The organism is Ferviditalea candida, from assembly GCF_035282765.1.
Classification (GTDB): Bacteria; Bacillota; Bacilli; order Paenibacillales; family KCTC-25726; genus Ferviditalea; species Ferviditalea candida.
The window spans coordinates 22,783-47,706 of sequence record NZ_JAYJLD010000007.1; the positions used below are offsets into that span (position 1 = coordinate 22,783).

A 24,924-nucleotide genomic window follows, 5' to 3' on the forward strand; every position below is an offset into this window, starting at 1 on the left:
TCAATGGTATGCTAAGAAAAGGTATGCAGTTGCCAAGGAATGTGAAGGGATTGAACGTCTTCATGAAATTTGCCGTACTGGATTTCGAGACGACTGGAGCCCAACCTTATGATCGAATTATACAGGTTGGGCTCGTTGTTATAGATGAACAAAATGTATTGGATACTTACGCTTCCTATGTCGATCCGGGCATGCCCATCACCGAGTTTATCACCGGCCTGACGGGAATCACGAACGAAATGCTCATCGGCGCACCGGCTGCCGAGAAAGTAATGGAGGATTTGCAGCGGCTGCTTCAGGATGCGGTGCTGGTTGCCCACAATGCGCAGTTTGATCTGGGCTTCTTGCAAAAGACGTTGAGCCGATGCGGGTTTGACTTGTTCAGCGGGAGAGTTCTCGATACGATCGATCTTTTGCGGATTCTGTTCCCGGGTCTGCCGAGCCTGCAGTTGAACAGGGCATGCCGCTCGTTAAATGTCGAGCATGCACGCCACCACCAAGCAGACAGCGATGCTGAAGCCACAGCCGGTATCCTGCTGAAGTGTCTGCAGCGCCTGGATCAGCTCCCTTTGCTGACGATTCAGCGTTTGGCTGCGGTCTTCGACGGACCGGAATCGGATCAGGACGTTCAGGATCTGCGGTGGTTTCTGCATGAAATATTGCGGCGAAAAGAAATGACGACGGTGCTTGATCCGGATTCCACCAAATATTTTCGCCAGTTTGTTTTGAACGTTGGGGATTGGAGCTCAGAGGAACCCGTCTCCCGGGATGGATTGGAGGAGCTTTGGATAAACCGTTCCTTTGAGGATTTTTATGCAGAGTTCAAGCCTTCCCTGCAGCAGCAGTTTGCCCGATTTGAGGACCGCGATGCCCAAGACCGGATGATCGGCGAAGTCTACGCTTCCTTGGAAAATCAGCGGCATTTGATCGTCGAAGCCGGCACGGGAACGGGCAAATCGCTCGGATATCTGATTCCTTCGCTGTATTTCGGAACGCTGACGGGGAGCAAAATCGTCGTCAGCACACATACCATCAATCTTCAGGAGCAAATCCGCAGCCGCGATATTCCGCTGCTCCAGACAATATTTCCGCTTCCTTTCAGAGCCGCGCTGTTGAAAGGACGCAATCATTATCTCTGCTTGAGAAAATTCGAGCAGAAAATCAACGGCAGCCTTTATGAAAACGGTAATAGCGATCTGATTACGGCCGCGCAGATGATCGTTTGGCTCAGTGAAACGGAAAGAGGCGACGAGGAAGAGCTGCATTTGGGAAATCACGGCAGCGAATTTTGGCGCTCCGTTGAAAGCGATGCGGACTCCTGCCTGAACCGCGCATGCCCCTGGTTTAAAAAATGCTTTTACCACAGAGCCCGGCATGAAGCGAATATCGCCGATGTAATCATCACGAACCACTCTCTCGTGCTGACTGACGTCAAAGCGGAAAACAGGCTGCTTCCGGCTTACAGCCATTTGATTGTCGATGAGGCGCATCATTTTGAAGAAGTCGCCGGTAAGCATTTGGGAATGGAAGCCGGCTATTTTTCGATGGCCAATCTTTTGACATGGCTGTTTAAAGACAGCAGAAGCGGCCAACTGCCCGGATTGAGGCTGACCTTGTCGCAGTATGATGATGCCGAACATCTCCAATCGGCGATTGACGAGTTTTTTCCTCTGGTTGTGCGAATCAAGGAGCGCTGGGATCTGCTGGCCGAAGGACTTTTTCAGCTGCTGACAAGTTATCAGGATGCCGCCGGAAGCGACGGCGGACAGCTGGTGCTTCGGATTAAGCCCGATAAGCCCCCGAAGGGCTGGGACGAACTGCTCGTAATGGAAGACAATCTTTATGTCGAGTTGAGTGAATTCATTCGCAAGCTTGAATCGTTGACAGTGGCATTAAAGGACAACCAGGACGAGTGGGAAATTCAAAGTGTGCTGACTGATTTGGGCGGCACTGTCCAGGATCTGTACAGGCTTCGCGATACGATTCGGTTTGTGATGAAAATGTCCGATGGAAATCATGTTTTCTGGCTGGAAGCAAGCCAATATTATAAGTCCAAATCGATCCAGCTGTTTGCCGTTCCGATTGATATCAGTCCGATGCTGAAGCAGTTCTTTTTTGAGGCCAAGGAAAGTGTCGTGCTGACATCGGCCACGCTTTCCGTGGACAAATCGTTTCAATATGCTTGTGAACAGTTGGGTTTGGACGAAGCATTAGCGGAGGGAAAATTAAAGACTTCTTTGCTGCCTTCCCCGTTTAATTACAGAGAGCAGGTGCTGATGTGCATTCCGCGCGATTTTCCCGATATCCGCGGCGGCTCGGACCGCAATTTCATCGAGGAGCTGGCGAATTCGCTGATGAATGTTGCGATCGAGACGCGAGGGAGAATGATGGTTCTGTTCACCTCGTACCGTATGCTGAGGTCAACCTATGAGCTGCTGAAGGAACTGCTTGACCCCCATGATATTCAAGTGCTTGGACAGAGCATGGACAGCGGGAGCAGGAGCCAGCTGATTTCCCTGTTTCAGGAGAACCCGCGATGCATTCTGTTGGGGACAAGCAGCTTTTGGGAAGGCGTCGACATTCCGGGTCAAGCCTTAAGCTGCCTGGCGATCGTCAGGCTGCCGTTTCAGCCTCCGAATCATCCGCTGGTTGAAGCCAAAAGCGAGGTTTTGAAGCAGCGGAATCAAAATCCGTTTATTAAGTACTCCGTCCCGCAGGCGGTCATCAAATTCAAACAAGGCTTCGGACGGCTCGTCCGCACCGCCATGGATACAGGAATTGTCATTGTATACGACACCCGGTTGCTAACGACATCATACGGCAAGTATTTTCTGTATTCTTTGCCAGGTCCGAAAATTGAGCACTTGCCGACAAATCAGCTTGCGCAGAGGGTTCGCGAATGGATGGATAGCAAAGTTGAATGGGAAGAGGGGGAAAAGGCATGAAGAGCAGCGTCAAAATTTCCGATGCGGTAGTAAGAAGACTGCCCGTTTATCTGCGGTTTTTGAATGAATTGAACATGCGGAATGTGCAGACCGTGTCCTCCCAGGATCTGGGCCTGAAACTGGACCTTAATCCGGCGCAAATCCGCAAGGATCTGGCCTATTTTGGTGAATTCGGCAAAAAAGGCATCGGCTATGACGTGAAGTATTTGATCGAAAAAATCAGGCAGATCCTGAAGCTCGATCAACAAATTAATGTGGCGTTGGTCGGGGCCGGAAATCTTGGACATGCTTTGTGCAATTACAACGCATATTTCAAGGACAATATGAAGATTACCGCAGTTTTCGACAATCATCCGTCGAAGGTCGGAACGATGATCAACAATCTGAGCGTGCATCCGATGAGCGAGTTGGCGCGGATTGTTCAGGAGGAACAGATCCGGATAGGAATTATCACCGTTCCGGCGCCCGAAGCCCAGCATGTCGCCAATCAGTTCGTCGAAGCCGGCGTCGAAGCCATTTTGAATTTTGCGCCGACCATCATCAAAGTTCCGAATGAGCTCCGCGTGCATCATGCGGATTTTACGATCGAGCTTTTCAGCCTTGCCTATTATCTGGAGGAAAAATAATATAAGCTGCACTATGGGAAGTGCCTCCAAGCTATGTTGCTTCGGATAGCCGAACTTAAAACCGGCTGTCGTCTTTATAAGGCATCTTCCCATGCTTCGCTCCCGCTACGAATGAGCGAATCTATGCGTATCGCAGAACGATGCTCTCCAGAACGTTCGCCACATCTTCGCAGGCGTCTGTTGTCTGTTCCATGCGTTCATACAGTTCCTTCAGCTTGAAATCGTGATAAGGATCCTTCGGCCGGGTGAAGATCTCGCGGATTCCCTCCCGCATCAGACGGTCTCCTTCGTTCTCCAGACTGTTGATCTCCACGATGTGTTCCTTGATCTGCATATACTTTTTGTTGGAGAGCAGCTTGAATGCCGAAACCAAATGATCGCAGCTATTCATCAATACCTCGGAAAATTCTCTCATGTATTTGTCTGTGTGTTGAACATTCAAGTAATCGAAGCGAGAGATGGTAGCCTCCAGCCCGTCAATGACATCATCCAAACGAAGCGTCAATTCCATGATATCCTCGCGTGCGAGCGGCGATACCTGAGACTTGTTGAGCCCCCGGAAAATTTGATGGGTCAGCTCGTCGCCGATATTTTCCAACTCTTTGATCTGACTCAAATAGGAGGCTGGATTTGTTCCCATAATGGCTTCCCTGAACAGATTGGAGGCTTTAAAGGAATTTTCCGCCGAACGGATGAACAATTGAAAAAAATCGATTTCTTCTTTTTTGCGAAAAAGCAAACGAATCCCCCTCCTTCTTGTGTGATCATCAGTGAGTTCCTTAATGATTATTATAAAGCTAACACCATCCGCTAAAAAAATCAATCGAAACTTGTCATTTTCTCCAAAAGAAGGGGAAGTTGCTTTTCGGAAGACAAACGGGTAAATTAGAAACGTATCAAAACCCTGTCGGGAAAGGATTTGTAACATGAAAAAAACGCTGATCGCAAACGGGACTTTTATTACAATGAATAATGCCCAGGCGGTGGCACGGGGATATATGGCGGTCGAGGGCACACGGATTTCCTATATCGGCGAACAGATGCCGGGCCTTAAGGAAGATTATGACGAAGTGGTCGACGGCAGCGGCAAAATGTATCTTCCGGGGCTGGTCAATACGCATGGGCACGCGGCGATGTCGCTGCTCAGAGGGTATGCCGATGATTTGGCGCTCAAGGTATGGCTCGAAGACAAAATGTGGCCGATTGAAGCCAAATTTACCGAACGGGATGTGCGCTGGGGGTCGCTCCTTTCGATGCTGGAAATGCTTAAGGGCGGGACGACCTGTTTTGTGGACATGTACGACAAAATGGATGAAGTGGCCCGCGCGGTAGAGGAGTCGGGTATGAGAGCCTGCCTGACCCGCGGAATGATCGGATTTCCGGTTGAAATGCAAGCTGCCAAGCTGAAGGAGGCGGTCGATTTCGCACAAAATTGGCATGGACAGGCGGAAGGGAGAATCACCGCAATGATGTCGCCGCATTCCGCGTACACCTGCCCTCCGGAATTCATCGAACGTGTGGTGCAGGCCGCCCATGATCTCCAACTGCCGATACATACGCACATGTCGGAAACGCTTCGGGAAGTGAAGGAGAACGAGCAGCAATACGGCCTTCGGCCGGTGGCCCACTTGGAAAAGCTGGGTGTTTTCTCGCGCCCCTGTCTGGTCGCTCATGCGGTTCACTTGACGGACGATGAAATCGAGACCCTGCAGCGCCATGACGTGAGAGTATCCCATAATCCGGGCAGCAATTTGAAGCTGGCCAGCGGCATTGCCAGAGTTCCCGATCTGTTGAATTACGGCATTACCGTATCCTTGGGTACCGACAGCGCGGCAAGCAACAACAATCTGGACATGTTCGAGGAAATCAGGCTCGCCGCATTGCTCCATAAGGGCGTGTCCGGCGATCCCACAGCGGTGCCGGCGGTTGAAGCGCTCAGAATGGGGACGATCAATGGAGCCCGCTCTATCCTGCTGGATGATGTCGGGATCCTGCAAGCGGGCATGAAGGCGGATTTCATCGGCTTGAGTTTGGATAAGCCGCATTTCCAGCCGCAGACGGATTTGCTTTCGCACCTGGTCTATTCCGCTTCCGCACAAGATGTAGAGGATGTATGGGTTGATGGAAGACAGGTTGTTCGCGGAGGGGAGTGCCTGACGCTGGATGAGGAAAAAATCCTGTATGAAGCGGGAAAATGCTTTGAGCGTTTGACCTCCTGAGTTGGGAAATCCGTCGGCTGTTTGGGCGGCATCGCCTCCAATGTTCGGAAAGGGGAAATCGAGCAGCGATGAAAAAACCTTTGGTCATCCTCGGTCTCGGCTTTTTTGTGATAGCGGCAATCATACTGGTATTTTACAACTTGATTCAACGGGACCACTGGCAGCAGCAGAATACCGCGATTAAGCAAGCAAAGGCGCAGACGAACTTGGTCTCTGTGACCGGCTTGGATTATTACGCCGGAGAGGCTGAATATACGATCATTTACGGCAAGGACAGCCGGCAGCGGGATATGATCGTATGGGCGGGGAACGGGCAGGTGCATGCGGAGTATACCGCGGACGGCATAGTTAAGTCTGCCGTTGAAGCGAATTTTCACAAGGAAGCTCCGAATGCGCGAATCATTCGCATCGTTCCGGGCGTCCTCAACGGGAATTATATATGGGAAGTGTTTTACCAGACCGCTGAAGATGGGAAATCGAAATATTATTATAAATTTTACCGATTCTCGGACGGAGAATGGATCGATACTTTCTATATGGGAGCTTGATGAAAAGGGACTGTTCCATAAGCGGGCTGCTTGGCGCGGCAGGGGTAAATCTCGTTTCCACCTCGCGTTTTTCAGCAGACCGATTTAAGGGAACACATCTCTTTTTTTGTATGAAAACGAAAGAGCCGTTTATTTTCCACACATTACATCCGCAAGAGCAGCGGGCTATATGATATACTTTGATATACAAATCATATATATTATGATGCAAAATATCGTATAGAAAGGGGGACGTTGTCGTTGAAACTGCGTCTCTTGCCTATAATGATCAGCCTCATCGGAACAACGGTTCTCCTGTTCGGAGGATGGTTTGTTTATCAAAGTGTAGCGATGGAAAGCCCGCTTTCAAGCATCGTCCGCCAGTTGCCGGGTGTCGAGCAAGCCTCTGCGGAGATCAGCGCAAGCGAGATTCGGATTGACTTGAAGTTGAAGCAGGATGCAAGCCTCCGGGAAATAATGGAAACGATCAGGAAAGAGGGAAAATCCGTTATCGGCGATCGCAAATTGAATGTCGTTGTGACCAATCCCTCTACCGAGAGCCTGGACCGGATTTGGTCCGGCGCCTTGTTTGATGTTGCCCAAGCGATGGAAAAACGCAATTATTCCAGCATTCCGGATACGTTGGAAGCGTTGGCCGAAAAGTACGGCAATATCCGGACATCTGCGGAAATGGATGAAGAAAACGTGTATATCCGGATCAGCGACGGCACTCACAGTAAATTTGTAATTCTGCCGCGCGTTTCGGAAAGGCTGGGGGTATGGCCGAATGAGTAAATACGGAAAAGAGATCCTGATCGGGGCTCTGCCCGTTCTGCTTGTATTTTTGATTTACCTGCAGATTAAAGTGCTGCCGTTTTTGCTGGTCGGGAGCTTTTTGTTTTTCGCGGTTTATCTTGCCAAAGCCCGGGGCGGAGGAATAAGCGTCGTAGCCGATCGGAAAAATAAAGGCAAATCGGTGCCGAACCTGACCTTTGACGATATCGGAGGACAGGAGCGGGCCAAAAAAGAATTGATGGAGGCGCTGGATTTTCTTGTTCATTTCGAACGAATCCGTCAAATGGGCATCCGCCCGCTGAAAGGCATACTGCTGACGGGACCGCCGGGCACGGGAAAAACCTTGATGGCAAAGGCCGCGGCATCGTATACGGATTCCGTGTTTATTTCCGCTTCGGGAAGCGAATTTGTGGAAATGTACGTCGGGGTCGGCGCCAGCCGGGTTCGCGATTTGTTCAAAGAAGCGCGTCAGCGGGCGCAGAAGGAAAATAAGGACAGCGCGATTCTGTTTATTGATGAAATTGAAGTCATCGGGGCCAAGCGTGACGGCGGACAGCATAAAGAGTACGACCAGACGCTGAATCAGCTGCTGACCGAAATGGACGGCATCCACACTTCCACGCATCCGCGCATTCTCATGATTGCGGCGACGAACCGCAAGGAGATGCTGGACAGCGCTTTGCTTCGTCCGGGTCGTTTCGACCGGCATATCGAGGTTGATCTTCCCGACAGAAAGGGACGACTGCAAATTTTGCATTTGCATTCCGTCAACAAAACGCTTGCCGATGATGTGCTGTTGGAGAAGGTGGCCGAAGAATCGTTCGGATTCTCCGGCGCGCAGCTGGAAAGCGTGATGAATGAGGCGGCCATTTATGCGATGCGGGACAATCTGGAGCGGATTGAGCAGAGGCATTTGTCGCTGGCGATCGATAAAGTGATGATGGGCGAGAAAACCGACCGCGAAGCGACGGAGGAAGAAAAGCGCAGAGTCGCGCTGCACGAGCTGGGTCATGCCATCGTGGCGGAAGAGGTCAGGCCGGGCGCCGTGTCTCAGGTATCTATGAGTCCCAGAGGGCAAGCCCTGGGCTATGTACGGCACAATCCTCAAAAGGATCATTACTTGTATACGAAGCCGTTTCTGGAGCAGCAAATCATGATTGCGCTCGGTGGGGCGGCTGCCGAGGAAATTTTCTACGGCAACCGCAGCACGGGCTCAAGGAATGATTTCGAGCAGGCGCTTCGGCTGGTGCGGACAATGATCGATTCGGGATTGACCGGATTGGGCATCGTGCAGTCGGAGAACGTAAAAAAAGAAGATCTGATGAAGGAGAACAAAAAAATTCTTGATGAATTGATGTTCGATACAAGACAACTGCTCGAACGGAACCGGGAGGTTTTCGAGCAGGCGCTGGCGATTCTTTTGAAGGAAGAAACGCTTTCGGGAGAGGAATTCCGCAGGCTGCTGGCGGGGATTCAGAAGTGTTCCACGGCTTGATGTCAATATACTTCAAGGGAGCCAATAGAGTAGGAATTCCCGAAAGTAAGCAAAAGAGAGGCGCTGTCCCGCAAGGGACAGCGCCTCTCGCTTTCACATCATGAATGTCCAATTGGCGTCAAAATCAATAATTGATGCAGCAAATCAACTCATTACCTTATCCAATAACGCCGCATAACTGTAGCGTCGGCTCTGTGAAATGCTCGTAAATCTTGTCTGCTTTTTTTACTGCATCCTCATGGGAAACCGTACCTTTGCCTTCAAGGACTTTCCGGCGATTATTCTGGAGGAAGTTATCCGTTTCGCCCAACCAGTCCGCCATGCTCATCGGCACTTCGTCCTCTGCCATCAGCTCGGCGTAATCAATAAACATGGTCACGATTCGGTTCAGGCGCGAGAGCTCCTTTTCGTTGAGGTAATTCTTTGCAATTACAACATCGCGCTTGATGATTTTGCCGTCTGGGGCCGCTTTCCATGTCGTTAGCCCCATTGTTGGATGCTCAAGGCGGCCCCGCTCGGCAATCAGTTCGGCAGCGGTTTTTCCGGTTACGGCATAATGGAGCTTGTTCTGCACAAAGGCGTAAAACTCCTTGGTTAAGTTGCTGGTTTGATCATAGTCATAACTGCATTGCTAAAACCCACGGATCAGTTTGTGTCCGATGGACACCGCCAAATCCTCATTTTTTTATGATTGATTTGATTTTTGGCCGCATAGATGATACAAAAGAAAGGAAGCAATCCATTATTATGAAGCAGGGGTGGGTCATGTCAATCAACCGTTGTGGGATTCGCGATGTTTATCAATTTGTCGGCCAGCCGGTTAGGATCGGCTGCTGGTTATACAACAAGCGTTCCAGCGGCAAAATTCAGTTTCTGCAGCTGCGTGACGGCACCGGTTTTATCCAGGCGGTCGCAGTCCGGAATGAAGTGGGCGAAGAGGTTTGGGACGCCGCAAGCAAGCTGACTCAGGAGAGCTCGCTGTATGTGACCGGACTCGTCCGGGAAGACGCACGCAGCCAGAGCGGGTATGAATTGACGGTCCAGAACGTTGAAATCATCCAAATTGCTCAGGACTATCCGGTTACGCATAAGGAGCATGGCGTCGATTTTCTGATGGATCATCGTCATCTGTGGATACGTACTCCCCGCCAACGGGCGATTCTGGCGATACGTGCGGAGATCGTGAGGGCGGTGCAGCAGTTTTTTGACTCCCACGGGTTTACGCTTGTCGATCCTCCGATTTTAACGCCATCCTCCTGTGAAGGCACAACCAACTTGTTTCACACCAAATATTTTGATGAAGACGCCTATTTGACGCAAAGCGGCCAGCTCTACATGGAGGCTGCAGCCATGGCGCTGGGCAGGGTATATTCCTTCGGTCCGACCTTTCGTGCGGAAAAATCGAAAACCCGGCGTCACTTGATCGAATTTTGGATGATTGAACCGGAAATGGCGTTTGTCGAGCATGAAGAAAGCCTTCGCATCCAGGAACAATTCGTGTCGCACGTCGTCCAATCCGTCTTAAGCAACTGTGAGAAAGAGTTGAAGGTGCTGGACCGCGACACGGCCAAGCTGGCCCATGTGAAGCCTCCGTTTCCGCGCATCACCTATGATGAAGCGATCCAGTTTCTCCAGGACAACGGCTTTGATATTGCATGGGGAGAAGACTTCGGCGCTCCGCACGAAACGGCAATTGCCGAAGGCTATGACAAGCCGGTGTTTATTACGCATTATCCGACGGAATTGAAAGCCTTCTACATGAAGCCGGCTCCGGAACGGCCGGAGGTGGTGCTGTGCGCGGATCTGATCGCTCCCGAAGGATACGGGGAAATTATCGGCGGAAGCCAAAGGATCGACGATCCGGAACTGATGGGCCAACGTTTTGAAGCGCATCAGCTGTCTATGGAGGCGTATCAATGGTATCTCGATTTGCGCAAATACGGAACCGTGCCGCATTCCGGCTTCGGACTCGGGCTGGAGCGTACGGTGGCATGGATCTGCGGATTGGAGCATGTGCGGGAGACCATTCCGTTTCCGCGGTTGCTGTACCGTTTGTATCCTTAACGGGCGGATCAAATATGAATGATAGATGGCACGTTGAATAACGAGGTGGCTGTGTTTTGAAAGATGATCAGGAAATCAGGGGAGCTTTTGAGCAAGGCATGATGCTGGCGATGCGCGAGGGAACGGTGAGCGTCCCCCATATGCTGCTGAAGCATTACCGGAAGCTGCGTCTCAGTGAGCTGGAGGTCATGCTGATCATCCATTTGCTGGCGTTTAAAGAGAAGGAGCAAAAAGATTTTCCGACGATTGAGGAAATCCAATCCCGCATGACCGCATCGGGCGAACAGGTCATCCAGACGCTGGAAAGGCTGCTGAAGGAGCATTGGCTGGAAATTGATGAGGAGACCGAAGCGGATACGGGGATCCGATATGAACGATACAATTTAACGGGAGTATACCGCAAGCTGGCGGCCGCGGAGGAAACGATGCGCAGCCTTCAGGTCAGCGGAGCGAACTCCGGGAGGAGCGAAGCCCTCGGCGGGGCCGGATATACGATTTCGAAGGATAAGGGCAGAAACATGTTCACGATATTCGAACGGGAATTTGCCCGACCCCTGTCGCCGATGGAGTGCGAAACGATCAGCGGCTGGCTTGACCAGGACAAGTATGCGGAGGAACTGATCCTGGCGGCGCTGAAGGAAGCGGTATTTGCGGGCAAGCTGCATTTTCGCTATATCGACCGGATTCTTTTGGAGTGGAGCCGCAACCGCGTATTCAACGCGGAACAGGCGAAGGCCTTTACGCAGAAATTCCGCGGTGAACGGTAATCGCACCGAATTTCCGGCTCACCAGCTGATGCGGTAACGAACGATGCCGTATTTGCTTTTAAAAGTAAGCTGGATCTCTCTGTCAAACGAAGGCTCGTCCCAATACGCCGGCGCCTCCAATCCATGCTTTCGGATAAATTTTCGAACGGCATCGGTCAGGGATTGGGCTGGAATGATATGGTCCTTTTCTTTGAAATTCGATATGGTCGTTTCCAATAGATCAAACCTGTATTTTTTCAAAGCGATTCCCCTTACCTTGGCTTGGCTGCTTGCGAATTTCCGCCGGTATCAGAACGAAGACGCGTGCAAAGGATATTCTCCGTTATGATCCAAGCTGGCGAAGACGGACCTCATATTCGAACAGGAATTCAAAGGCCTCCAAGTGTTTTTTTGCTTCCGCAGCATCCTTGCCCCATGCATAAATTCCGTGCTTGCGCAGCAGAATACCGGGGATCTCGGGAACTACGGAATTTTTGATCATCGCCGCAATCCTCGGGATATCCGCATAATTCGGCAGGATCGGGATTTCAATATGCGCTTCCTCTTCCCAAATGTTGAACGCCTTAATCAGCTCGACTCCGCTTACCGGCACCGAACCCCTTCCATGAAACAGCTCGGATGCAAGATTGTTGAAGACAGTATGTACATGAAATACGGCTCCGCATCCGGTTGCCTGATAAATTTCACAATGGATAAGCGTTTCCGCGGAAGGCTTCAGGGCGGTGGTTTCCAGCGGGCGTCCCCGTTCATCGACAACAAGGAAATCCTCCGCGGTTTGCACCGACTTGTCCTTGCCGCTTGCCGTGACGGCAAAAGCAAAACGCTCGCGATCGCCGCCGCTTAAACGCACCGACAAGTTGCCGCTGGTGGCTGGAAACCATCCTTTGGCGGAAAGAATGCTTTTGATTTCACGCAGTTGGCCGAACGCCTTTTGCACATCTTCGAGTGAATAAGTACTTGGTATCATGGCAGAGTCACAACCTTTTTGCTGAGATGTTCGACAATATCATGGAAGTCGTTGAACGCAACGAAGGGGTGGCCCATTTCTCTGCAGCGTTCGACCAGACGGCTCCGGGCAAACACCAGATCGGCCAGCTTGGCCGCTTCAAAATCGGTGACACTGTCGCCGATAACGATACGGTAATAACGGTCGCCCGGATAGGAACGCAATATTTTCGATTTGCACATGCCGCAGCCATTGTCGCAGTATTCATCGCAAGGATGGAGCCAAACGATTTCGATGGATTCGCCTGAAAAATCGCTGCCGTTGCAGAAAATTTGCTCTGTTTCAATTTGAAAGGGCGCAAGCAGCGGGTACACAAAAAAATCAATGCCTCCTGAGGCAACGTAAAAACGGATGCCGTGCTCCCTGCAAAAGTCCAACAGATCCGCAAAGCCATTACGGATTCTGGCGTTGGCCAGCACAAAATCAAGAATTTCCCGTTTTTTGGAGGACGGCAGCAGGCCGAATAATCGGCCTACGCCCTCACGGATGCTCATTCGCAAATGGAGAATATCCATGGCAATTTCCTGCCATCCGGGCGGATTGAAATGCTCCATGATCGAAACGATGTTGTCGGTTTCGGTGATCGTGCCGTCAAAGTCGCAGAAAATGATCGGCTGCTTGCCGTTTATGCCGCTGAAGGCTTTGTTGTGATCCGAATGATGGTCTAGTTCTCTCATTACAATATGTTCTCTCCTGTTAATCCGCTTGTTCGCTGATTTACGCTTGTTTGATGCCCCATGCCTGCACGGCGGCTTGCAGCTCGGGGTGCCTGCCGGCTTGCTCCTGCAGCGAAGCGCCTTGAACCACGGCGTCGATGGCCTGACGGAAGGCCCAGCCGCCGGCGCTCGCTCCCATGGGATGCCCGTGGACACCGCCGCCGGCGTTGACCACGACGTCAAGTCCGAAATCGCGGATGATCAACGGCACCAGACCGGGATGAATACCCGCCGAAGGCACCGGAAAGCTGGACGCCAAACGAAGGGAATCTGCGGTATTTTCCGCATTCCCGCCAAATATATAGTCTGCCGCATTCGTTGCGGACAGGGCTTGCAGAATTGCCAGGTTTTCTTCCTTGGGCATGACCACGGAACCGTATGGCGACGGGAACAAAACCAGATCCGCCCCGGCCAGGCGCATGAGCTTGCCGAGCAGCACAGAAGCGGCTATCCCGTGATAAGGGGACGGATAGAAGGCCCCGGCCAATGCGGGGTGGGCGGCAATCGGCACGTTGATTTCCGGATCGGAGCTCAGTTCCCGCAGCGTATCAAAGCCATAGGCCAGCACATTGAACAACAGCGCGTTGGCCCCGGCGGCAATGGCTTTCTTTGCCTGCTCGGACAAATGGCCTGCGGGGCCGCTCAAATTAACGGCATACAGCAGCTTTTGGCCGGTTTGACGCTCGGCTTCACGGGCCGCCTGCATGCCGATTTCCACGCGCTTTTCGATGGGCGTCAGCGGGTTCTCGAACAGGATTTCGTCGTCCTTGATCAGATCCACGCCTCCGAGCGCCTGTAACAGAAACTGCTCGCGAAGCTCCGGAAGATCATGGCCGATGACCGATTTGAAGATGCTCATCAGCAATGGGCGGTCATGCACGCCGAGCAGCTGCCGAACTCCCCGAACCCCGAATTTCGCCCCGGCAAAGCCCTCCAGGAAGGATTCCGAGAAATGCAGGTCCAGCAATTTGATTTTTCCGTCCATGGACAGCTTTCCGAATACCGTTACCAAGAGGGCGGGGATGTCTCGGCTGAAATTGGCGTCAGGGTAGGCGATTTGGATATCCGCAAAGCGTTCGCCGCCTGGAGGCTCATGCACATCGACGGATACGACTTTCCCGAGATGCTTTTCCATGTGTTTTTTCTTCGCTTCCGGAAGGTCGGTCCAGCTTCCCACAGTCAGTCCGACGGCGATCCCTTGCGCTTTCTTGTGAAAATCCGCTTTCTCGTCAAACAGACGATAGGTTGCCATACAATAGGAGCTCAACAGCGGTCACCCTTTCATCGAAGAAGCGATGGCTTCTCCCATTTCCTTCGCTCTTTCCGCAGCCCGCAGCACAGCTTTCCGGACAACCCCGGAGAAACCGCCGCGGTCCATAACCTCCAGAGCGGCTTGGGTCGTTCCGTTGGGGGAAGTGACCTTTCTTCGCAGCTCGGAGGGCTGTTCCCCAGTCATTTTAACCATTTGGGCGGCCCCCAATACGGTTTGAAGCGTCAGCTCCCGCGCGGCATCCTCCGGCAAACCGCCCTCGATGCCTGCAGCCATCATGGCCTCCATCATATAATAAATGTAGGCGGGACCGCTTCCGGACAGGCCGGTGACCGTATCCAGCAGCTGTTCCGCGACCTCGACGACGATGCCGGTGGACCGGAACATGCTGAGGGCCGTTTCCTTTTGTTCGCCTGAAACCTCCGTTGAAAAACACATTCCCGTCGCTCCGCAACCGATCGTGCTGGAGGTATTGGGCATCGTTCGAACGATTGGCACATTCCTCTTCAACAATTCGTGTATGGTATCGATGGACAAGCCGGCGATCACGGAAACCAGCAGCTGGTGCTCCCGGATGAGATCGCGGAATTCACCGAGCGCCGAATCCGCGTCCTTCGGTTTGACGGCAAGAATAAGGATATCGGCGCTCGCGATAAGGTCGCGTTTCAACGAAATTTCCGAAGCGGTTTGGATGCCGTATTTGCTTTCCAGGACTTTCAGCGAATCGGCATTTTGCCTATTCATCATCGTAATTTGCCGTGGATCAACCAATTCCTGCTCCAGAAGGCCGCGGACGATCGCTTCAGCCATCGATCCGGCGCCGATAAAGCACAACTGTTTTGATTTCAAGGATAGACTCATGTTCTGTTCCTCCCGTCAACGGATTTGGCCGTTGCCGTAAATGATGTATTTGGTAGAGGTGAGCGCCGGCAAACCCATCGGTCCGCGTGCGTGAAGCTTTTGCGTGCTGATGCCGATTTCCGCTCCAAAGCCGAATTCGAAACCGTCGGTAAACCGGGTCGAGGCGTTGTGGTAAACCGCCGCGGCATCGACTTCTTCGAGGAAGCGCTGCGCGGTTTCGGCATTTTCCGTGACGATGGCTTCCGAATGCATGGTTCCGTATCGGCGGATATGCTCGAGCGCCTCATCCGGATTGTTCACCACTTTGATGTTCAGGATGTAATCGTTGTACTCGGTGGCCCAATCCTCTTCGCTTGCCTGCTTGACGCCGACCGCCAGCCGCATCGTTTCCGGGCAGCCGCGAAGCTCCACGTTCTGCTCGCGCATCTTGTCCGTAAGCTCGGACAGATGCCGCTGCGCAAAATCCCGATGCACGATCAGCGTCTCCATCGCATTGCAGACCGAAGGGCGCTGGACTTTGGCATTCAGGGCAATCGGGATGGCCATCGACGGATCGGCTTCCGAGTCGATATAGGTGTGGCAGATGCCCGCGCCCGTTTCGATAACGGGCACCGTCGCATTCCGCACGACTGTTTGGATCAGCGATTGTCCGCCGCGCGGGATGACCACATCCAACAAACCGTTCAGCTTCAGCATTTCATCGACGGATGAGCGGTCGGCGCTGTATACCAGCTGCAGCGCGTCCGCAGGCACCTCGGATTGAGCCAGCGCTTCATGAAGCACTTCCACGATGCGCCGGTTGGAGTGCAGGGCGGAGGAGCCTCCCCTTAGCACGACGGCGTTGCCTGTTTTCAAGCACAGTCCCGCCGCATCGACGGTGACATTCGGCCGGGCCTCGTAAACGATGCCGATGACGCCGATCGGCACGCGCTTTTTGACAATCAGCAGACCGTTCGGCCGGCGGATTTCCTCCAGCGTGTCGCCGATGGGGTCGGGCAGCTCGACGATCTGGCGCAAGCCTTCGGCCATTGCCGCGATTCTTGCCGGGGTTAAAGCGAGACGATCCAGCAGCGATTCGCTGAGGCCGTTTTCCTTCCCGGCGGTCAGGTCGGCTTCGTTGGCTTGGAGAATCGACGCCTGTTCGTTGATCAAAGCGTCCGCCATAAGCAGGAGCGCTTCGTTTTTCTGTCCGGTGGACAATGTGCCCAATTGACGGGAGGCCTGCTTGGCCGCAGCCGCCTTTTCTCTGACTTCGCTCAGGGAAGCTTGCTTCAGGTTCATCATGATACCTCCTTGGTCAATGAATCTTGGAATCAATCCTTCAGGGTAATCCACTCGTCCCTGTGTATCACTTCGAGACGGTTCACATCGACTCTTTTTTTCACTTCCTGGGAGGAGAGCCCGGCGACCGCCCGGATCTGCCAGGAAGCATAATTGACAACACCGCGTCCGACCGTCTGACCTTCCGGATTGCGCACCTCGACTATGTCGCCGGGGTGAAATTCACCTGCGATTTCCCGGACTCCTGCGGGAAGCAGGCTTTTTCCGCCGGAAACGAGCGCGTCTTGCGCTCCTTGATCGACGGTGATGATGCCCTCGGGGTCCGACAGAAAACCGATCCACTGCTTTTTCATCGGGAGAGTTTGCAGCGTGGTATCGAAGTAGGTGCCTTTTCCGCTACCCTCAACTGCGGACATCAGGTCTCCCGGCTCGACAATCCGGCCGACAAAAACCGGGACCCCGCCGCGCATTGCAATCCGGGCCGCTTCAATCTTCGAGCGCATGCCGCCCGTGCCGACATTGCTGCCCGAGCCGCCGGCGATCCGCATGATCTCATGGTTGATCTGCTCAACCCGCTCGATGCGGCGCGCGTCGGCGTTTTTGCGCGGATCCTCCGAATAAAGTCCGTCCGTGTCCGTGATGATGAGCAGCTTATGCGCTTTGACCAGATTGGCGGTCAGCGCGGATAAGGCGTCGTTGTCGCCGAATTTCAGCTCATCGACCGAGATGGTGTCGTTTTCGTTGATGATCGGCAGCACCCGATGCTTGAGCAGCTCTTCAATCGTATTCAAGGCATTGTGCACTCTTTTGCGATTGGCAAAGTCGGAACGCGTCAGCAGAATCTGGGCTACGCGCAGTCCGTAACGGGCGAAGGCTTCATGGTATGCCTGCATGAGCAAGGCCTGGCCGACGGCAGCGGCGGCTTGCTTTTCATGCAAAATTTTGGGCCGCGAAGGATAACCGATCGTTCTGAAACCTGCCGCCACCGCGCCGGAGGTCACCAGAAGCACCTGAAATCCGCGGTTTTGCAGATCGGAAATTTCCCGGACATAGTAATCGATTTTGTCGCGGCTCAAACCGTTTTCCTGCGAAGTCAACGAGCTGCTGCCGATTTTTATTACAATGCGCTGCTGCATGATAATCCCTTTCTTATACGGATGAACTGAAACAGGTTCTTTCAATAGAAAAGACTTCCGTCCGGCTAAGGACGAAAGTCTGACTTCCGCGGTACCACCTTAGTTGACGGTTAAACCCGTCCAACTTTTCTCCCTGGATAACAGCAGGGAACTGTCCAACTCGTCGTTGACCGCTCAGGGGTGGGTTCGGAAAGGATGGACGGTAAATTTTCTCAGCCCGGGAAATTTACTCTCTTCACGTCAGAGCCTTCCTACTGATTCCCTTCAGCGCGTTTGTTTTTTTTAGAATACCACGGAAAAGCGTCGGTTGTAAAGAAATGCGCGCCTTTTGACGGCGGATTGCTGAAAGAAAATACCAGCAGGATTGAGGGTTGCCAAAATCAAACGGATAATTTAAAATTTAGACACAAATCAGTTGAAAAATTGTCACAATAATACCGAGTTTCCAATACCGCAAAAGAAGGGGAATTTCATCATGAACAATTGGCTGCTTTTGTCGTTGTCTTCCTTGCTTATCGGATATTTGGCCGGCTTTTCCGGTTCGGAGCATCTTCTGTTGGCCGCCGCTGTTCCAAGCCTGCTTTTAATGATCCGTGCGATTTACGCTTCGTTCGACGCTCCGTGCCCCGAAAAGGGTTGATTGAACCGGTTCAGGTATCGCGAGCCCTCTGGCATCACGACAAATAAATACCACTAAATTGGCAGCAAAGATCAATTAAACCGCTTGATACTTTGCCGCCAAAAGTGGAACTAATTTCATCGCAAGCCCTCAGTGATAGCCCTGCGCGTTTTTCGACGTGATTTTATCTTTGAATATCCGGTATATCCAGATTTGGTACGCTATGACGACAGGAACGGCAACCAGGGCGATAAAGAACATGATTTTCAGATTCAATTCGCTTGCCGCCGCATCGAACAGCGTTACGCTGAACGCAGGGTCAAGCCTCGAGGGCAGCATATTCGGAAACAGGCCGATGAAGCCGGTCGCCATAATTCCGATAATGCCCAGTGAAACGGCTGCAAATGCCGCCCCAAGCCTTTCTGATCGCAGCAACGGACCGACAGCAATTACGGCACCGATGGACAATGCCGGAATCAGCCAAAGCGCGGGATGTTCCGTATAATTGTCGAATATCGGGGTCTGATTCGCAGTGGCGACATCAAACATGGCGACAACGGCAACGGACACCAGCCACAAGCCCTTGCCGAGGCCGATCGCCCTTTGTCTGACCGCACCGTCCGTTTTGAAAGCGGTCCAGAGACTGCCGGAAAGCAGGAACAAAGACAAGAACAGAACGCCTCCCAGCAATCCGTAAGGATTTAACAAAGTCAATAAATTTCCGTGATATCCCGTTTCGTCCACCGGAAGTCCCCTGAAGATATTGGCGAATGCGATTCCGAAGATCAGGGCGATGACGAGACTGCCCGCAAAAAACGATCCCTTCCAGAACGCTCTCCATCTTGCAGTGGAATGCTTGTGCATGAACTCGAGCCCCGCCGCCCGATAGAACAAACCGAACAGCACCAGAAACAAAGGCGTATACAAATAGCTGAACATCAGCGCGTACGTCAGCGGAAAAGCTGCGAACGTAGCGCCTCCGGCGGTGATCAGCCAAACTTCATTGCTTCCCCAGAAAGGTCCGATCGCCTCCTGCAATTGACGTTCCTCGCGTTCGTTCTTCGTGATAAACGGGAACAGCATTCCCGTACCCAAACTGTAACCGTCAAGCATAAAGTAAACCGCCCATATTAATCCCCATAAACCGAACCAGATGATTGCAAGCGTTTCATGCGCCATGCCGTAGTTCACCTCTTATTGTTTAAGATAGCCGAGTCCGCCGTGACGTCTTTTGCCGCCCTTGTGTTCTTCCTGCAAGGCTTCTTTGCTTCCAAGCTCATCTTTTTCTCCTGCTTTTTCTCCCGCGATCGTTTCGGCTCCTTCAGCTGCTTCAGGTCCTTTGAGCGCATTTTTTTTCAAGAGGAACACATCCGAGGCCAGCAATGTCGTATAGAAAACGACCAACCCGCCGATTGAAAACACAATCTGCGATACGGAAATCGGAGACACGGCCTCGCTTGTTTTCATGAGCCCGAATACGATCCAGGGCTGACGGCCCGCCTCCGCCACGATCCATCCGAGGTTGATCGCAACATAAGGCAGGAAGAATGCATACATCATGAATTTCAAATACCGGCGAGAGTCCAACAGTTTATTCCTGCGATCCAGATACCACCCATACCATGCAAGAAGCACAAACAAGAGACCTAAGCCGACCATCAGGCGGAAGCTCCAAAATACGAGCGGCACATTCGGACGCTGAACGGCGGGAATGTCCTTCAGTCCGATGATCGTTCCCTGCGGATTATTGGTGTACAAGATGCTGCCCAAATAAGGAATCGAGAGCCCTTCAATCAAGTTGTTCTCGTTTTTCGGATCGGGAATTTGCAGCAAATGAAACGGCGCCGCCGATTCCGTTTCCCATACCGCTTCCATGGCGGCCGCTTTTGCCGGTTGTACCTTAGCTGTGTTGACGCCGTGGAAGTGACCGATCAGCGGAACGGCCATCGTCGCGACGAGCGCCATCGTTACTCCCATGCGGAACGATTTGCGGAAAAATTGGACGTCCTGCCTTCGAACCAAATGATAGCCGCTGACGGCCATCACAAAGAAGGCGCCGACAATATAACTTGCAAACACCGTATGGAAAAACATATACCAAGTGTAAGAATTCGTGATCAGTTCCATAAAGCTCTTTAGCTCAATCCTGTCGTTTCGGATCACGTAACCGACGGGATGCTGCATGAATCCGTTGGCCGTAATGATCCATAGCGCCGAAATGTTCGTCCCGACGGCCACCATCCACATCGCAAACGCCCGCAATTTCGGAGAAATTCTGTCGCGGCCGAAGATCCACAATCCGATAAACGCCGATTCGAGAAAGAATGCGAACAGCGCTTCGATGGCCAGAGGCGAACCGAAGATGTCGCCCATATACTTGGAATATTCGGACCAGTTGGTACCGAACTGAAATTCCATCGTTATTCCGGTGATTACGCCCATGACAAAATTGATTGTGAACAGCTTGCCCCAAAAATTGGCCATCCGTTTATACGTTTCATCGCCGGTGCGGGCAAATTTCGTCTCCATGAGCGCAACCAGGATGACCAGCCCGATCGTCAGCGGGACGAATAAAAAATGATAAATGATTGTGATCGCGAACTGCATGCGGCTCAAGAAAATGACTTCGGTCATGAATGATCCCCCATTCCGTTAAATGTGTTCCGGAAGTTTTGTCTGAGAAGAAGCGAATCATTTGTCGCTTCCAGCTGCGCATTGGCAAGTGCCTCCATGCTCCGCTTTCGCAACAGATGATTACTCTTTGGAGCATGGATGCACATCATAAACAAATGCAAGCCTCGCGTCATCTGCATATTGAGCATATACGAACATCGCTGACGGAAAAATAGGGGTAACTCCTCATTTCGATTTGGACGGGAAGTCATACAATATGGACTGTGCAAATAGAAAAGGGGGGACTGGAAGATGGCAAACATTGTCGTGCTCGGGGCCGGCTTTGCCGGTCAAACGGCAGCCCTGTATTTGAAAAAAGAGCTGGGCCGCCAGCATAAAGTGACCGTAGTCAATCCGTGGCCGCGGTTTACCTATATACCTTCTCTGGTTTGGGTGGGGATCGGACGGAGGGCTCCGGAATAAATTTTTGCCAAATCCTTGTTTGCCGAGCAGGAAATTTACCATCAGGTTCAAACCGCAGTGACCCGTGTTGAAAAAGGGAAGGTATACTGGGAGAACTATGAAGGCGAACAAGGGCAGACGGAATACGACTTCGCGATGCTGATTCCGCAGTTTCAGGGAACTCCGATCAAATATATCGATCAATATGGGAATGACATCACTTCCAAGCTGACCAACCTGGCCGGCTTCCTGAAGGTTGACGGAAACTGGGAATCGATGGCTGAAATGCCGGGCGCGTGCATCGCTTCGATCGGCAAATCCGTTTGGAACGGCTCCGCCGCTTCGATCGTGATGTATCCTGTCGTTCCCGATTTTGAGCACTATCCGGATTACGGAAGGGATCTGAGCGTCAATGAAATGGAAGTCGGATTGGCCGGAGCCATGCAGTTGATTCGAACGATGAAACCTACAAAGCGGACTTTATTTATGCGTCAATGCAAAATCTTCCAGCTGTGCGCCTTTATTTATCTGAATGTGAAAATCCTGAAGACGGCGTTGTTCCCTCCGCATAAATAACTTCCGGCATATCGGTATTGGCGCAGTAGAAAGGGCTCTGTTTCATCCGGGGGAAACAGAGCCCTTCCACACATAGTTCGCCTTGCCGAAGGTTAAAATAATCGGAAAAAAAGGGGAATGGCCGTGAAAACGAAAAACGGGACTAGACAAATCGACTTGTTGAATCAGCTATTTTTCCTGCCTGGAAAAAATCTTTCCCTCACGATTCCCGTAACCATCCTGTGCGGATTGCTGATCGGGAACGCATTCGATACCCAATTTCTGAAAAGCGGAATTCTGATCGGCACATTTTTCATGATTTTTCCGACGATGATCGGATTTCGTCTGCGGTCGGCCTTTGATCTTTCCCACGGAAAGGTCGTTTTGCTTTCTCTGCTTATCAATTTTTTGGCCATTCCCTTGATTGCCGCCCTTATGGGTGGAGCGTTGTTCACCAGCCCGGAGCTGTTTGCGGGTCTCGCCATTTCGGCGCTGCTGCCGACTAGCGGCATGACGATTTCCTGGACGATGCTGTCCAAGGGAAATGTAGAGGCGGCAGTCAAAATGACGGCTTTGAGCTTGATTGTCGGTTCCTTGGCTGCCCCCGTTTATTTGAAATGGATGATCGGCAGCGCGATTGTTTTTGATATGCTGCAAATCTTTCAAACGATCCTGGTGATCGTGTTTTTGCCAATGTTGGCGGGTCAGGCGGCAACCGTATTCTTATTGAAACGTTACGGTAAAGAAACGTTTGCGAAGCAAATCAAGCCGATCCTGCCCGCGGTCAGTACTTGGGCAATGATTTTTGTGATTTTTTCAAGCATCAGTATGAAGGCTCCGATTTTCTCGAATCACCCGGAGCAAATTTTGTACATCCTCATCATCGTCGTTTTTTTCTACGGTTTGAATTTCCTCATTTCCACCTTCATCGGCCGCTGGCTGCTGGAGCGCCGGGATGCCCTTGCCCTTGTTTACGGAACAGCGCTAAGAAACCTGTCCATCGCGCTGGGCATTGCCGTTGCCGCCTTCGGCCCGTCAGCCGCGTTGACGGTGACGCTTTCCTTTATCGTGCAGGTTCAGTTTGCTGCCTGGTTCGGAAAAGCGGCGGACCGGTTCCATTTTTTCGGCAAGGGAGCGTGAACGGACTTGGGAGACACCGACACCTATTTAAATTTTTTGAAAAACAACGGAAATCCCCGCCATTTATCGAACTATCTGAAGCAGATCTTTGATCATATCGAGGATGGGATCATCATTTTTGACCAGGAACGCAGGATTCTTGTGATGAATCCCTCCTCGCAAAAGTTTACCGGCTGGAAAGTCGGGGGAACGGTGCCTTACTGCTCTTTTTGCCAAACAAGAGAAGTTGCGCCCGGCGAAAACCGCTGCTATTTGCTGTCCAAACGCGAGGTTCCGTATTTTCTTGCATCGATGCCGACGTATGAAGGCAAATATATCGAAATGGAATTGAGAACCGCCGTCATCTATGAAAACGAGCAGCAGAACAGACAAGAGGCACTGTTGGTATTGAAGGATTTATCGATGAAAAAACGCGAGGAGGAGGCGCGAATCTCCAAGCTGATTCTGCAAAAAACGCTGGAAGCTCAGGAAAGCGAGCATAAACGGCTGGCCCAGGAGCTGCATGACGGGGTGGGGCAATCGCTTTATTCGATTTCCGTAGGATTGCAGGCGATTCAGGCCAATATGCATCAGGCGTTTCAGATGGAAGATTACGTGCGGGAACTGGTGAACGCATTGGAGAAGGTTATACGCGATGTCAAATTTTATTCCTGGCAGCTGCGACCGCCGAGCTTGGATCAATTGGGCCTGATCCCGACAGTTGATCATTTGATCGATAATTTGCGCAAAACCCATCCCCGGATTGCCTTTTCTTTTGAGCATTCCGGCATCCGCGGACGGCTGTCCGCGATTTTGGAGATCAATCTGTACAGGGTCATTCAGGAAGCGATCCATAATGCCTTGAAATATTCGCAGGCCAACAAAATCAAAGTGGAGATCCGGACCAAAAAAGATTTTTTGATTCTCTCGATCTCCGACAACGGAATCGGCTTCGATCCCTCCGCCGCGAATCAAGGCCTGGGCTTAAAGCATATGAAGGAACGGATTGATCAATTGAAAGGCAACCTGCATATTCGGTCGGAACCCGGCTGCGGAGGGGCAAAGGTCGTTTCCGTCATTCCCTTCAAGGAGGAGAATCTGATTGATTAAGGTTCTATTGGTAGACGACCATACGCTGGTTCGCAAGGGTATCCGCATGCTGCTTCAGCCGTATTCCGACGTGCAGATCGTCGGGGAAGCCCATGACGGGAATGATGCCGTATTAAAAACCATCCAACTGGATCCGGATCTGATCCTGATGGACCTATCCATGCCTGACGGCCTGGACGGCTTCAGCGCGGCCAAAGAGATTCAGAAGCACAAACCGAATGTGAAGATCGTCATTCTCACGATGTACGATGAGGAAATTTATGTTCAGCAGGCCGTCCGTCTCGGGGTGCAGGGCTACATTCTGAAAAACAGCCACGGCGAGATGCTGATAGAAGCGATCAGGGAAGTGTACCGGGGGCATATCTATTATCGGTCATCCGTTGACGAGCATAAGATAAAGGGTTGGCTCGCGGAAAATCCGGAAGAAATTCCGTCCGTCTTGACGGATCGCGAAAAAGAAATCGTGCGAATGGCAGCGCTCGGATTTTCCAATAAGGAAATTGCCGAAAAGCTGCTGATCAGCATCAAAACCGTGGAGAATCACAAGACGAATATCATGCAGAAGCTTCAGCTCAAAACCAAACACGAGCTGATCCAATACGCCATTCAAAATAAATATCTCGATCTCGTATTTTAAACGGACCAGCCCTCCATGCGGCAGTCAGTTATGGTATGATAAAAAAGCGGAGCGCGATTGAACCGATCTTATCATTTCCGTAAAAGAACTGTCGATAACGG

At 51.8% G+C, this 24,924-nt stretch carries 23 protein-coding genes, 2 pseudogenes and 1 other annotated feature; of the genes and pseudogenes, 14 read left to right on the plus strand and 11 right to left on the minus strand.

The window, feature by feature from the left end:
- The first annotated feature begins 62 nt into the window (after positions 1-62).
- Together dinG and VF724_RS06495 are read left to right on the plus strand one after the other, a co-directional pair.
- Positions 63-2,945 (plus strand): ATP-dependent DNA helicase DinG, encoded by a 2,883-nt coding sequence (gene dinG / locus VF724_RS06490; RefSeq protein WP_371753420.1) that lies wholly within the window; start codon positions 63-65, stop codon positions 2,943-2,945.
- The gene (locus VF724_RS06495) at positions 2,942-3,571 is read left to right on the plus strand and encodes a redox-sensing transcriptional repressor Rex (RefSeq protein WP_371753421.1); all 630 of its coding nucleotides are present in this window, start codon (positions 2,942-2,944) and stop codon (positions 3,569-3,571) included. The genes dinG and VF724_RS06495 overlap by 4 nt, the downstream gene beginning before the upstream one ends.
- Positions 3,572-3,692: 121 nt before the next feature.
- Here VF724_RS06495 and VF724_RS06500 read toward each other — a convergent pair whose 3' ends face one another.
- Entirely contained in the window at positions 3,693-4,310 is a 618-nt protein-coding gene (locus tag VF724_RS06500; RefSeq protein ID WP_371753422.1) for a DUF47 domain-containing protein, read from the minus strand.
- 187 nt (positions 4,311-4,497) lie between these two features.
- Between VF724_RS06500 and VF724_RS06505 the strand changes: the two genes are divergently transcribed.
- The 4 genes from VF724_RS06505 to VF724_RS06520 all read left to right on the plus strand — a co-directional run bounded on the left by VF724_RS06505 (position 4,498) and on the right by VF724_RS06520 (position 8,607).
- Positions 4,498-5,790, plus strand: coding sequence for an amidohydrolase (locus VF724_RS06505; protein ID WP_371753423.1), 1,293 nt, complete (start codon positions 4,498-4,500; stop codon positions 5,788-5,790).
- Positions 5,791-5,858: 68 nt separating this feature from the next.
- The gene (locus VF724_RS06510) at positions 5,859-6,338 is read left to right on the plus strand and encodes a cell wall elongation regulator TseB-like domain-containing protein (RefSeq protein WP_371753424.1); all 480 of its coding nucleotides are present in this window, start codon (positions 5,859-5,861) and stop codon (positions 6,336-6,338) included.
- 240 nt (positions 6,339-6,578) lie between these two features.
- Positions 6,579-7,112 carry a hypothetical protein gene (locus VF724_RS06515; RefSeq protein WP_371753425.1) on the plus strand — a complete coding sequence of 178 codons (534 nt, stop codon included), beginning with the start codon at positions 6,579-6,581 and terminating at the stop codon, positions 7,110-7,112.
- Entirely contained in the window at positions 7,105-8,607 is a 1,503-nt protein-coding gene (locus VF724_RS06520; RefSeq protein WP_371753426.1) for an AAA family ATPase, read from the plus strand. The genes VF724_RS06515 and VF724_RS06520 overlap by 8 nt, the downstream gene beginning before the upstream one ends.
- Positions 8,608-8,764: 157 nt before the next feature.
- Here the strand turns inward: VF724_RS06520 and rhuM are convergent.
- Positions 8,765-9,223, minus strand: a pseudogene (gene rhuM / locus VF724_RS06525) (RhuM family protein); the annotation flags it as partial.
- A 149-nt stretch (positions 9,224-9,372) separates the two neighbouring features.
- Between rhuM and asnS the strand changes: the two are divergent.
- Together asnS and VF724_RS06535 are read left to right on the plus strand one after the other, a co-directional pair.
- The gene (gene asnS, locus VF724_RS06530; protein WP_371753427.1) at positions 9,373-10,671 is read left to right on the plus strand and encodes an asparagine--tRNA ligase; all 1,299 of its coding nucleotides are present in this window, start codon (positions 9,373-9,375) and stop codon (positions 10,669-10,671) included.
- A 56-nt stretch (positions 10,672-10,727) separates the two neighbouring features.
- Positions 10,728-11,438, plus strand: a complete 711-nt coding sequence (locus VF724_RS06535) for a DnaD domain-containing protein (RefSeq protein ID WP_371753428.1) — start codon at positions 10,728-10,730, stop codon at positions 11,436-11,438.
- Positions 11,439-11,456: 18 nt separating this feature from the next.
- Here the strand turns inward: VF724_RS06535 and VF724_RS06540 are convergent, their stop codons facing one another.
- From VF724_RS06540 to proB, 7 genes are all read right to left on the minus strand, one after another.
- Positions 11,457-11,678: a hypothetical protein gene (locus VF724_RS06540; protein WP_371753429.1), complete on the minus strand. Its 222-nt coding sequence runs from the start codon at positions 11,676-11,678 to the stop codon at positions 11,457-11,459.
- Positions 11,679-11,760: 82 nt separating this feature from the next.
- Positions 11,761-12,405 (minus strand): methylthioribulose 1-phosphate dehydratase, encoded by a 645-nt coding sequence (mtnB, locus tag VF724_RS06545; protein WP_371753430.1) that lies wholly within the window; start codon positions 12,403-12,405, stop codon positions 11,761-11,763.
- Positions 12,402-13,121, minus strand: a complete 720-nt coding sequence (locus tag VF724_RS06550; protein ID WP_371753431.1) for a 2-hydroxy-3-keto-5-methylthiopentenyl-1-phosphate phosphatase — start codon at positions 13,119-13,121, stop codon at positions 12,402-12,404. Before VF724_RS06550 ends, mtnB begins: the two co-directional genes overlap by 4 nt.
- A 40-nt stretch (positions 13,122-13,161) precedes the next feature.
- Positions 13,162-14,427, minus strand: coding sequence for a 2,3-diketo-5-methylthiopentyl-1-phosphate enolase (locus VF724_RS06555; RefSeq protein WP_371753432.1), 1,266 nt, complete (start codon positions 14,425-14,427; stop codon positions 13,162-13,164).
- A gap of 6 nt (positions 14,428-14,433) precedes the next feature.
- The gene (gene proC / locus VF724_RS06560) at positions 14,434-15,291 is read right to left on the minus strand and encodes a pyrroline-5-carboxylate reductase (protein ID WP_371753433.1); all 858 of its coding nucleotides are present in this window, start codon (positions 15,289-15,291) and stop codon (positions 14,434-14,436) included.
- Between the two features lie 15 nt (positions 15,292-15,306).
- Complete coding sequence (locus VF724_RS06565) at positions 15,307-16,575, minus strand: glutamate-5-semialdehyde dehydrogenase (RefSeq protein WP_371753434.1); 1,269 nt, start codon at positions 16,573-16,575, stop codon at positions 15,307-15,309.
- Between the two features lie 29 nt (positions 16,576-16,604).
- Positions 16,605-17,708, minus strand: coding sequence for a glutamate 5-kinase (gene proB / locus VF724_RS06570; RefSeq protein ID WP_371753533.1), 1,104 nt, complete (start codon positions 17,706-17,708; stop codon positions 16,605-16,607).
- A 64-nt stretch (positions 17,709-17,772) separates the two neighbouring features.
- Positions 17,773-17,985: a binding site (T-box leader), on the minus strand.
- A 198-nt stretch (positions 17,986-18,183) separates the two neighbouring features.
- Here proB and VF724_RS06575 point away from each other — a divergent pair.
- The gene (locus VF724_RS06575; protein ID WP_371753435.1) at positions 18,184-18,348 is read left to right on the plus strand and encodes a hypothetical protein; all 165 of its coding nucleotides are present in this window, start codon (positions 18,184-18,186) and stop codon (positions 18,346-18,348) included.
- Between the two features lie 129 nt (positions 18,349-18,477).
- On the opposite strand, the gene cydB is transcribed toward VF724_RS06575, so the two are convergent.
- Entirely contained in the window at positions 18,478-19,506 is a 1,029-nt protein-coding gene (gene cydB / locus VF724_RS06580; protein ID WP_371753436.1) for a cytochrome d ubiquinol oxidase subunit II, read from the minus strand.
- 120 nt (positions 19,507-19,626) lie between these two features.
- A pseudogene (locus VF724_RS06585) lies at positions 19,627-20,961 on the minus strand (cytochrome ubiquinol oxidase subunit I); the annotation flags it as partial.
- A 291-nt stretch (positions 20,962-21,252) separates the two neighbouring features.
- Here VF724_RS06585 and VF724_RS06590 point away from each other — a divergent pair.
- The 5 genes from VF724_RS06590 (at position 21,253) to VF724_RS06610 (ending at position 24,823) form a co-directional block, all read left to right on the plus strand.
- Complete coding sequence (locus VF724_RS06590) at positions 21,253-21,423, plus strand: hypothetical protein (RefSeq protein ID WP_371753437.1); 171 nt, start codon at positions 21,253-21,255, stop codon at positions 21,421-21,423.
- Between the two features lie 57 nt (positions 21,424-21,480).
- Positions 21,481-21,978: a hypothetical protein gene (locus tag VF724_RS06595; RefSeq protein WP_371753438.1), complete on the plus strand. Its 498-nt coding sequence runs from the start codon at positions 21,481-21,483 to the stop codon at positions 21,976-21,978.
- Between the two features lie 123 nt (positions 21,979-22,101).
- Positions 22,102-23,097: an arsenic resistance protein gene (locus tag VF724_RS06600; RefSeq protein WP_371753439.1), complete on the plus strand. Its 996-nt coding sequence runs from the start codon at positions 22,102-22,104 to the stop codon at positions 23,095-23,097.
- A gap of 6 nt (positions 23,098-23,103) precedes the next feature.
- Positions 23,104-24,186 (plus strand): sensor histidine kinase, encoded by a 1,083-nt coding sequence (locus tag VF724_RS06605; RefSeq protein WP_371753440.1) that lies wholly within the window; start codon positions 23,104-23,106, stop codon positions 24,184-24,186.
- The gene (locus tag VF724_RS06610) at positions 24,179-24,823 is read left to right on the plus strand and encodes a response regulator (protein ID WP_371753441.1); all 645 of its coding nucleotides are present in this window, start codon (positions 24,179-24,181) and stop codon (positions 24,821-24,823) included. Before VF724_RS06605 ends, VF724_RS06610 begins: the two co-directional genes overlap by 8 nt.
- Positions 24,824-24,924 lie beyond the last annotated feature (101 nt).

What these genes read in the sequence shown, in the direction of transcription:
- dinG (WP_371753420.1), top strand. Translation starts at nt 63, where the DNA reads ATGAAATTTGCCGTACTGGATTTCGAGACGACTGGAGCCCAACCTTAT.
- VF724_RS06495 (WP_371753421.1), top strand. Translation starts at nt 2,942, where the DNA reads ATGAAGAGCAGCGTCAAAATTTCCGATGCGGTAGTAAGAAGACTGCCC.
- VF724_RS06505 (WP_371753423.1), top strand. Translation starts at nt 4,498, where the DNA reads ATGAAAAAAACGCTGATCGCAAACGGGACTTTTATTACAATGAATAAT.
- VF724_RS06510 (WP_371753424.1), top strand. Translation starts at nt 5,859, where the DNA reads ATGAAAAAACCTTTGGTCATCCTCGGTCTCGGCTTTTTTGTGATAGCG.
- VF724_RS06520 (WP_371753426.1), top strand. Translation starts at nt 7,105, where the DNA reads ATGAGTAAATACGGAAAAGAGATCCTGATCGGGGCTCTGCCCGTTCTG.
- asnS (WP_371753427.1), top strand. Translation starts at nt 9,373, where the DNA reads ATGTCAATCAACCGTTGTGGGATTCGCGATGTTTATCAATTTGTCGGC.
- mtnB (WP_371753430.1), bottom strand. Translation starts at nt 12,405, where the DNA reads ATGATACCAAGTACTTATTCACTCGAAGATGTGCAAAAGGCGTTCGGC.
- VF724_RS06550 (WP_371753431.1), bottom strand. Translation starts at nt 13,121, where the DNA reads ATGAGAGAACTAGACCATCATTCGGATCACAACAAAGCCTTCAGCGGC.
- proC (WP_371753433.1), bottom strand. Translation starts at nt 15,291, where the DNA reads ATGAGTCTATCCTTGAAATCAAAACAGTTGTGCTTTATCGGCGCCGGA.
- VF724_RS06565 (WP_371753434.1), bottom strand. Translation starts at nt 16,575, where the DNA reads ATGATGAACCTGAAGCAAGCTTCCCTGAGCGAAGTCAGAGAAAAGGCG.
- proB (WP_371753533.1), bottom strand. Translation starts at nt 17,708, where the DNA reads ATGCAGCAGCGCATTGTAATAAAAATCGGCAGCAGCTCGTTGACTTCG.
- VF724_RS06575 (WP_371753435.1), top strand. Translation starts at nt 18,184, where the DNA reads ATGAACAATTGGCTGCTTTTGTCGTTGTCTTCCTTGCTTATCGGATAT.
- cydB (WP_371753436.1), bottom strand. Translation starts at nt 19,506, where the DNA reads ATGGCGCATGAAACGCTTGCAATCATCTGGTTCGGTTTATGGGGATTA.
- VF724_RS06590 (WP_371753437.1), top strand. Translation starts at nt 21,253, where the DNA reads ATGGCAAACATTGTCGTGCTCGGGGCCGGCTTTGCCGGTCAAACGGCA.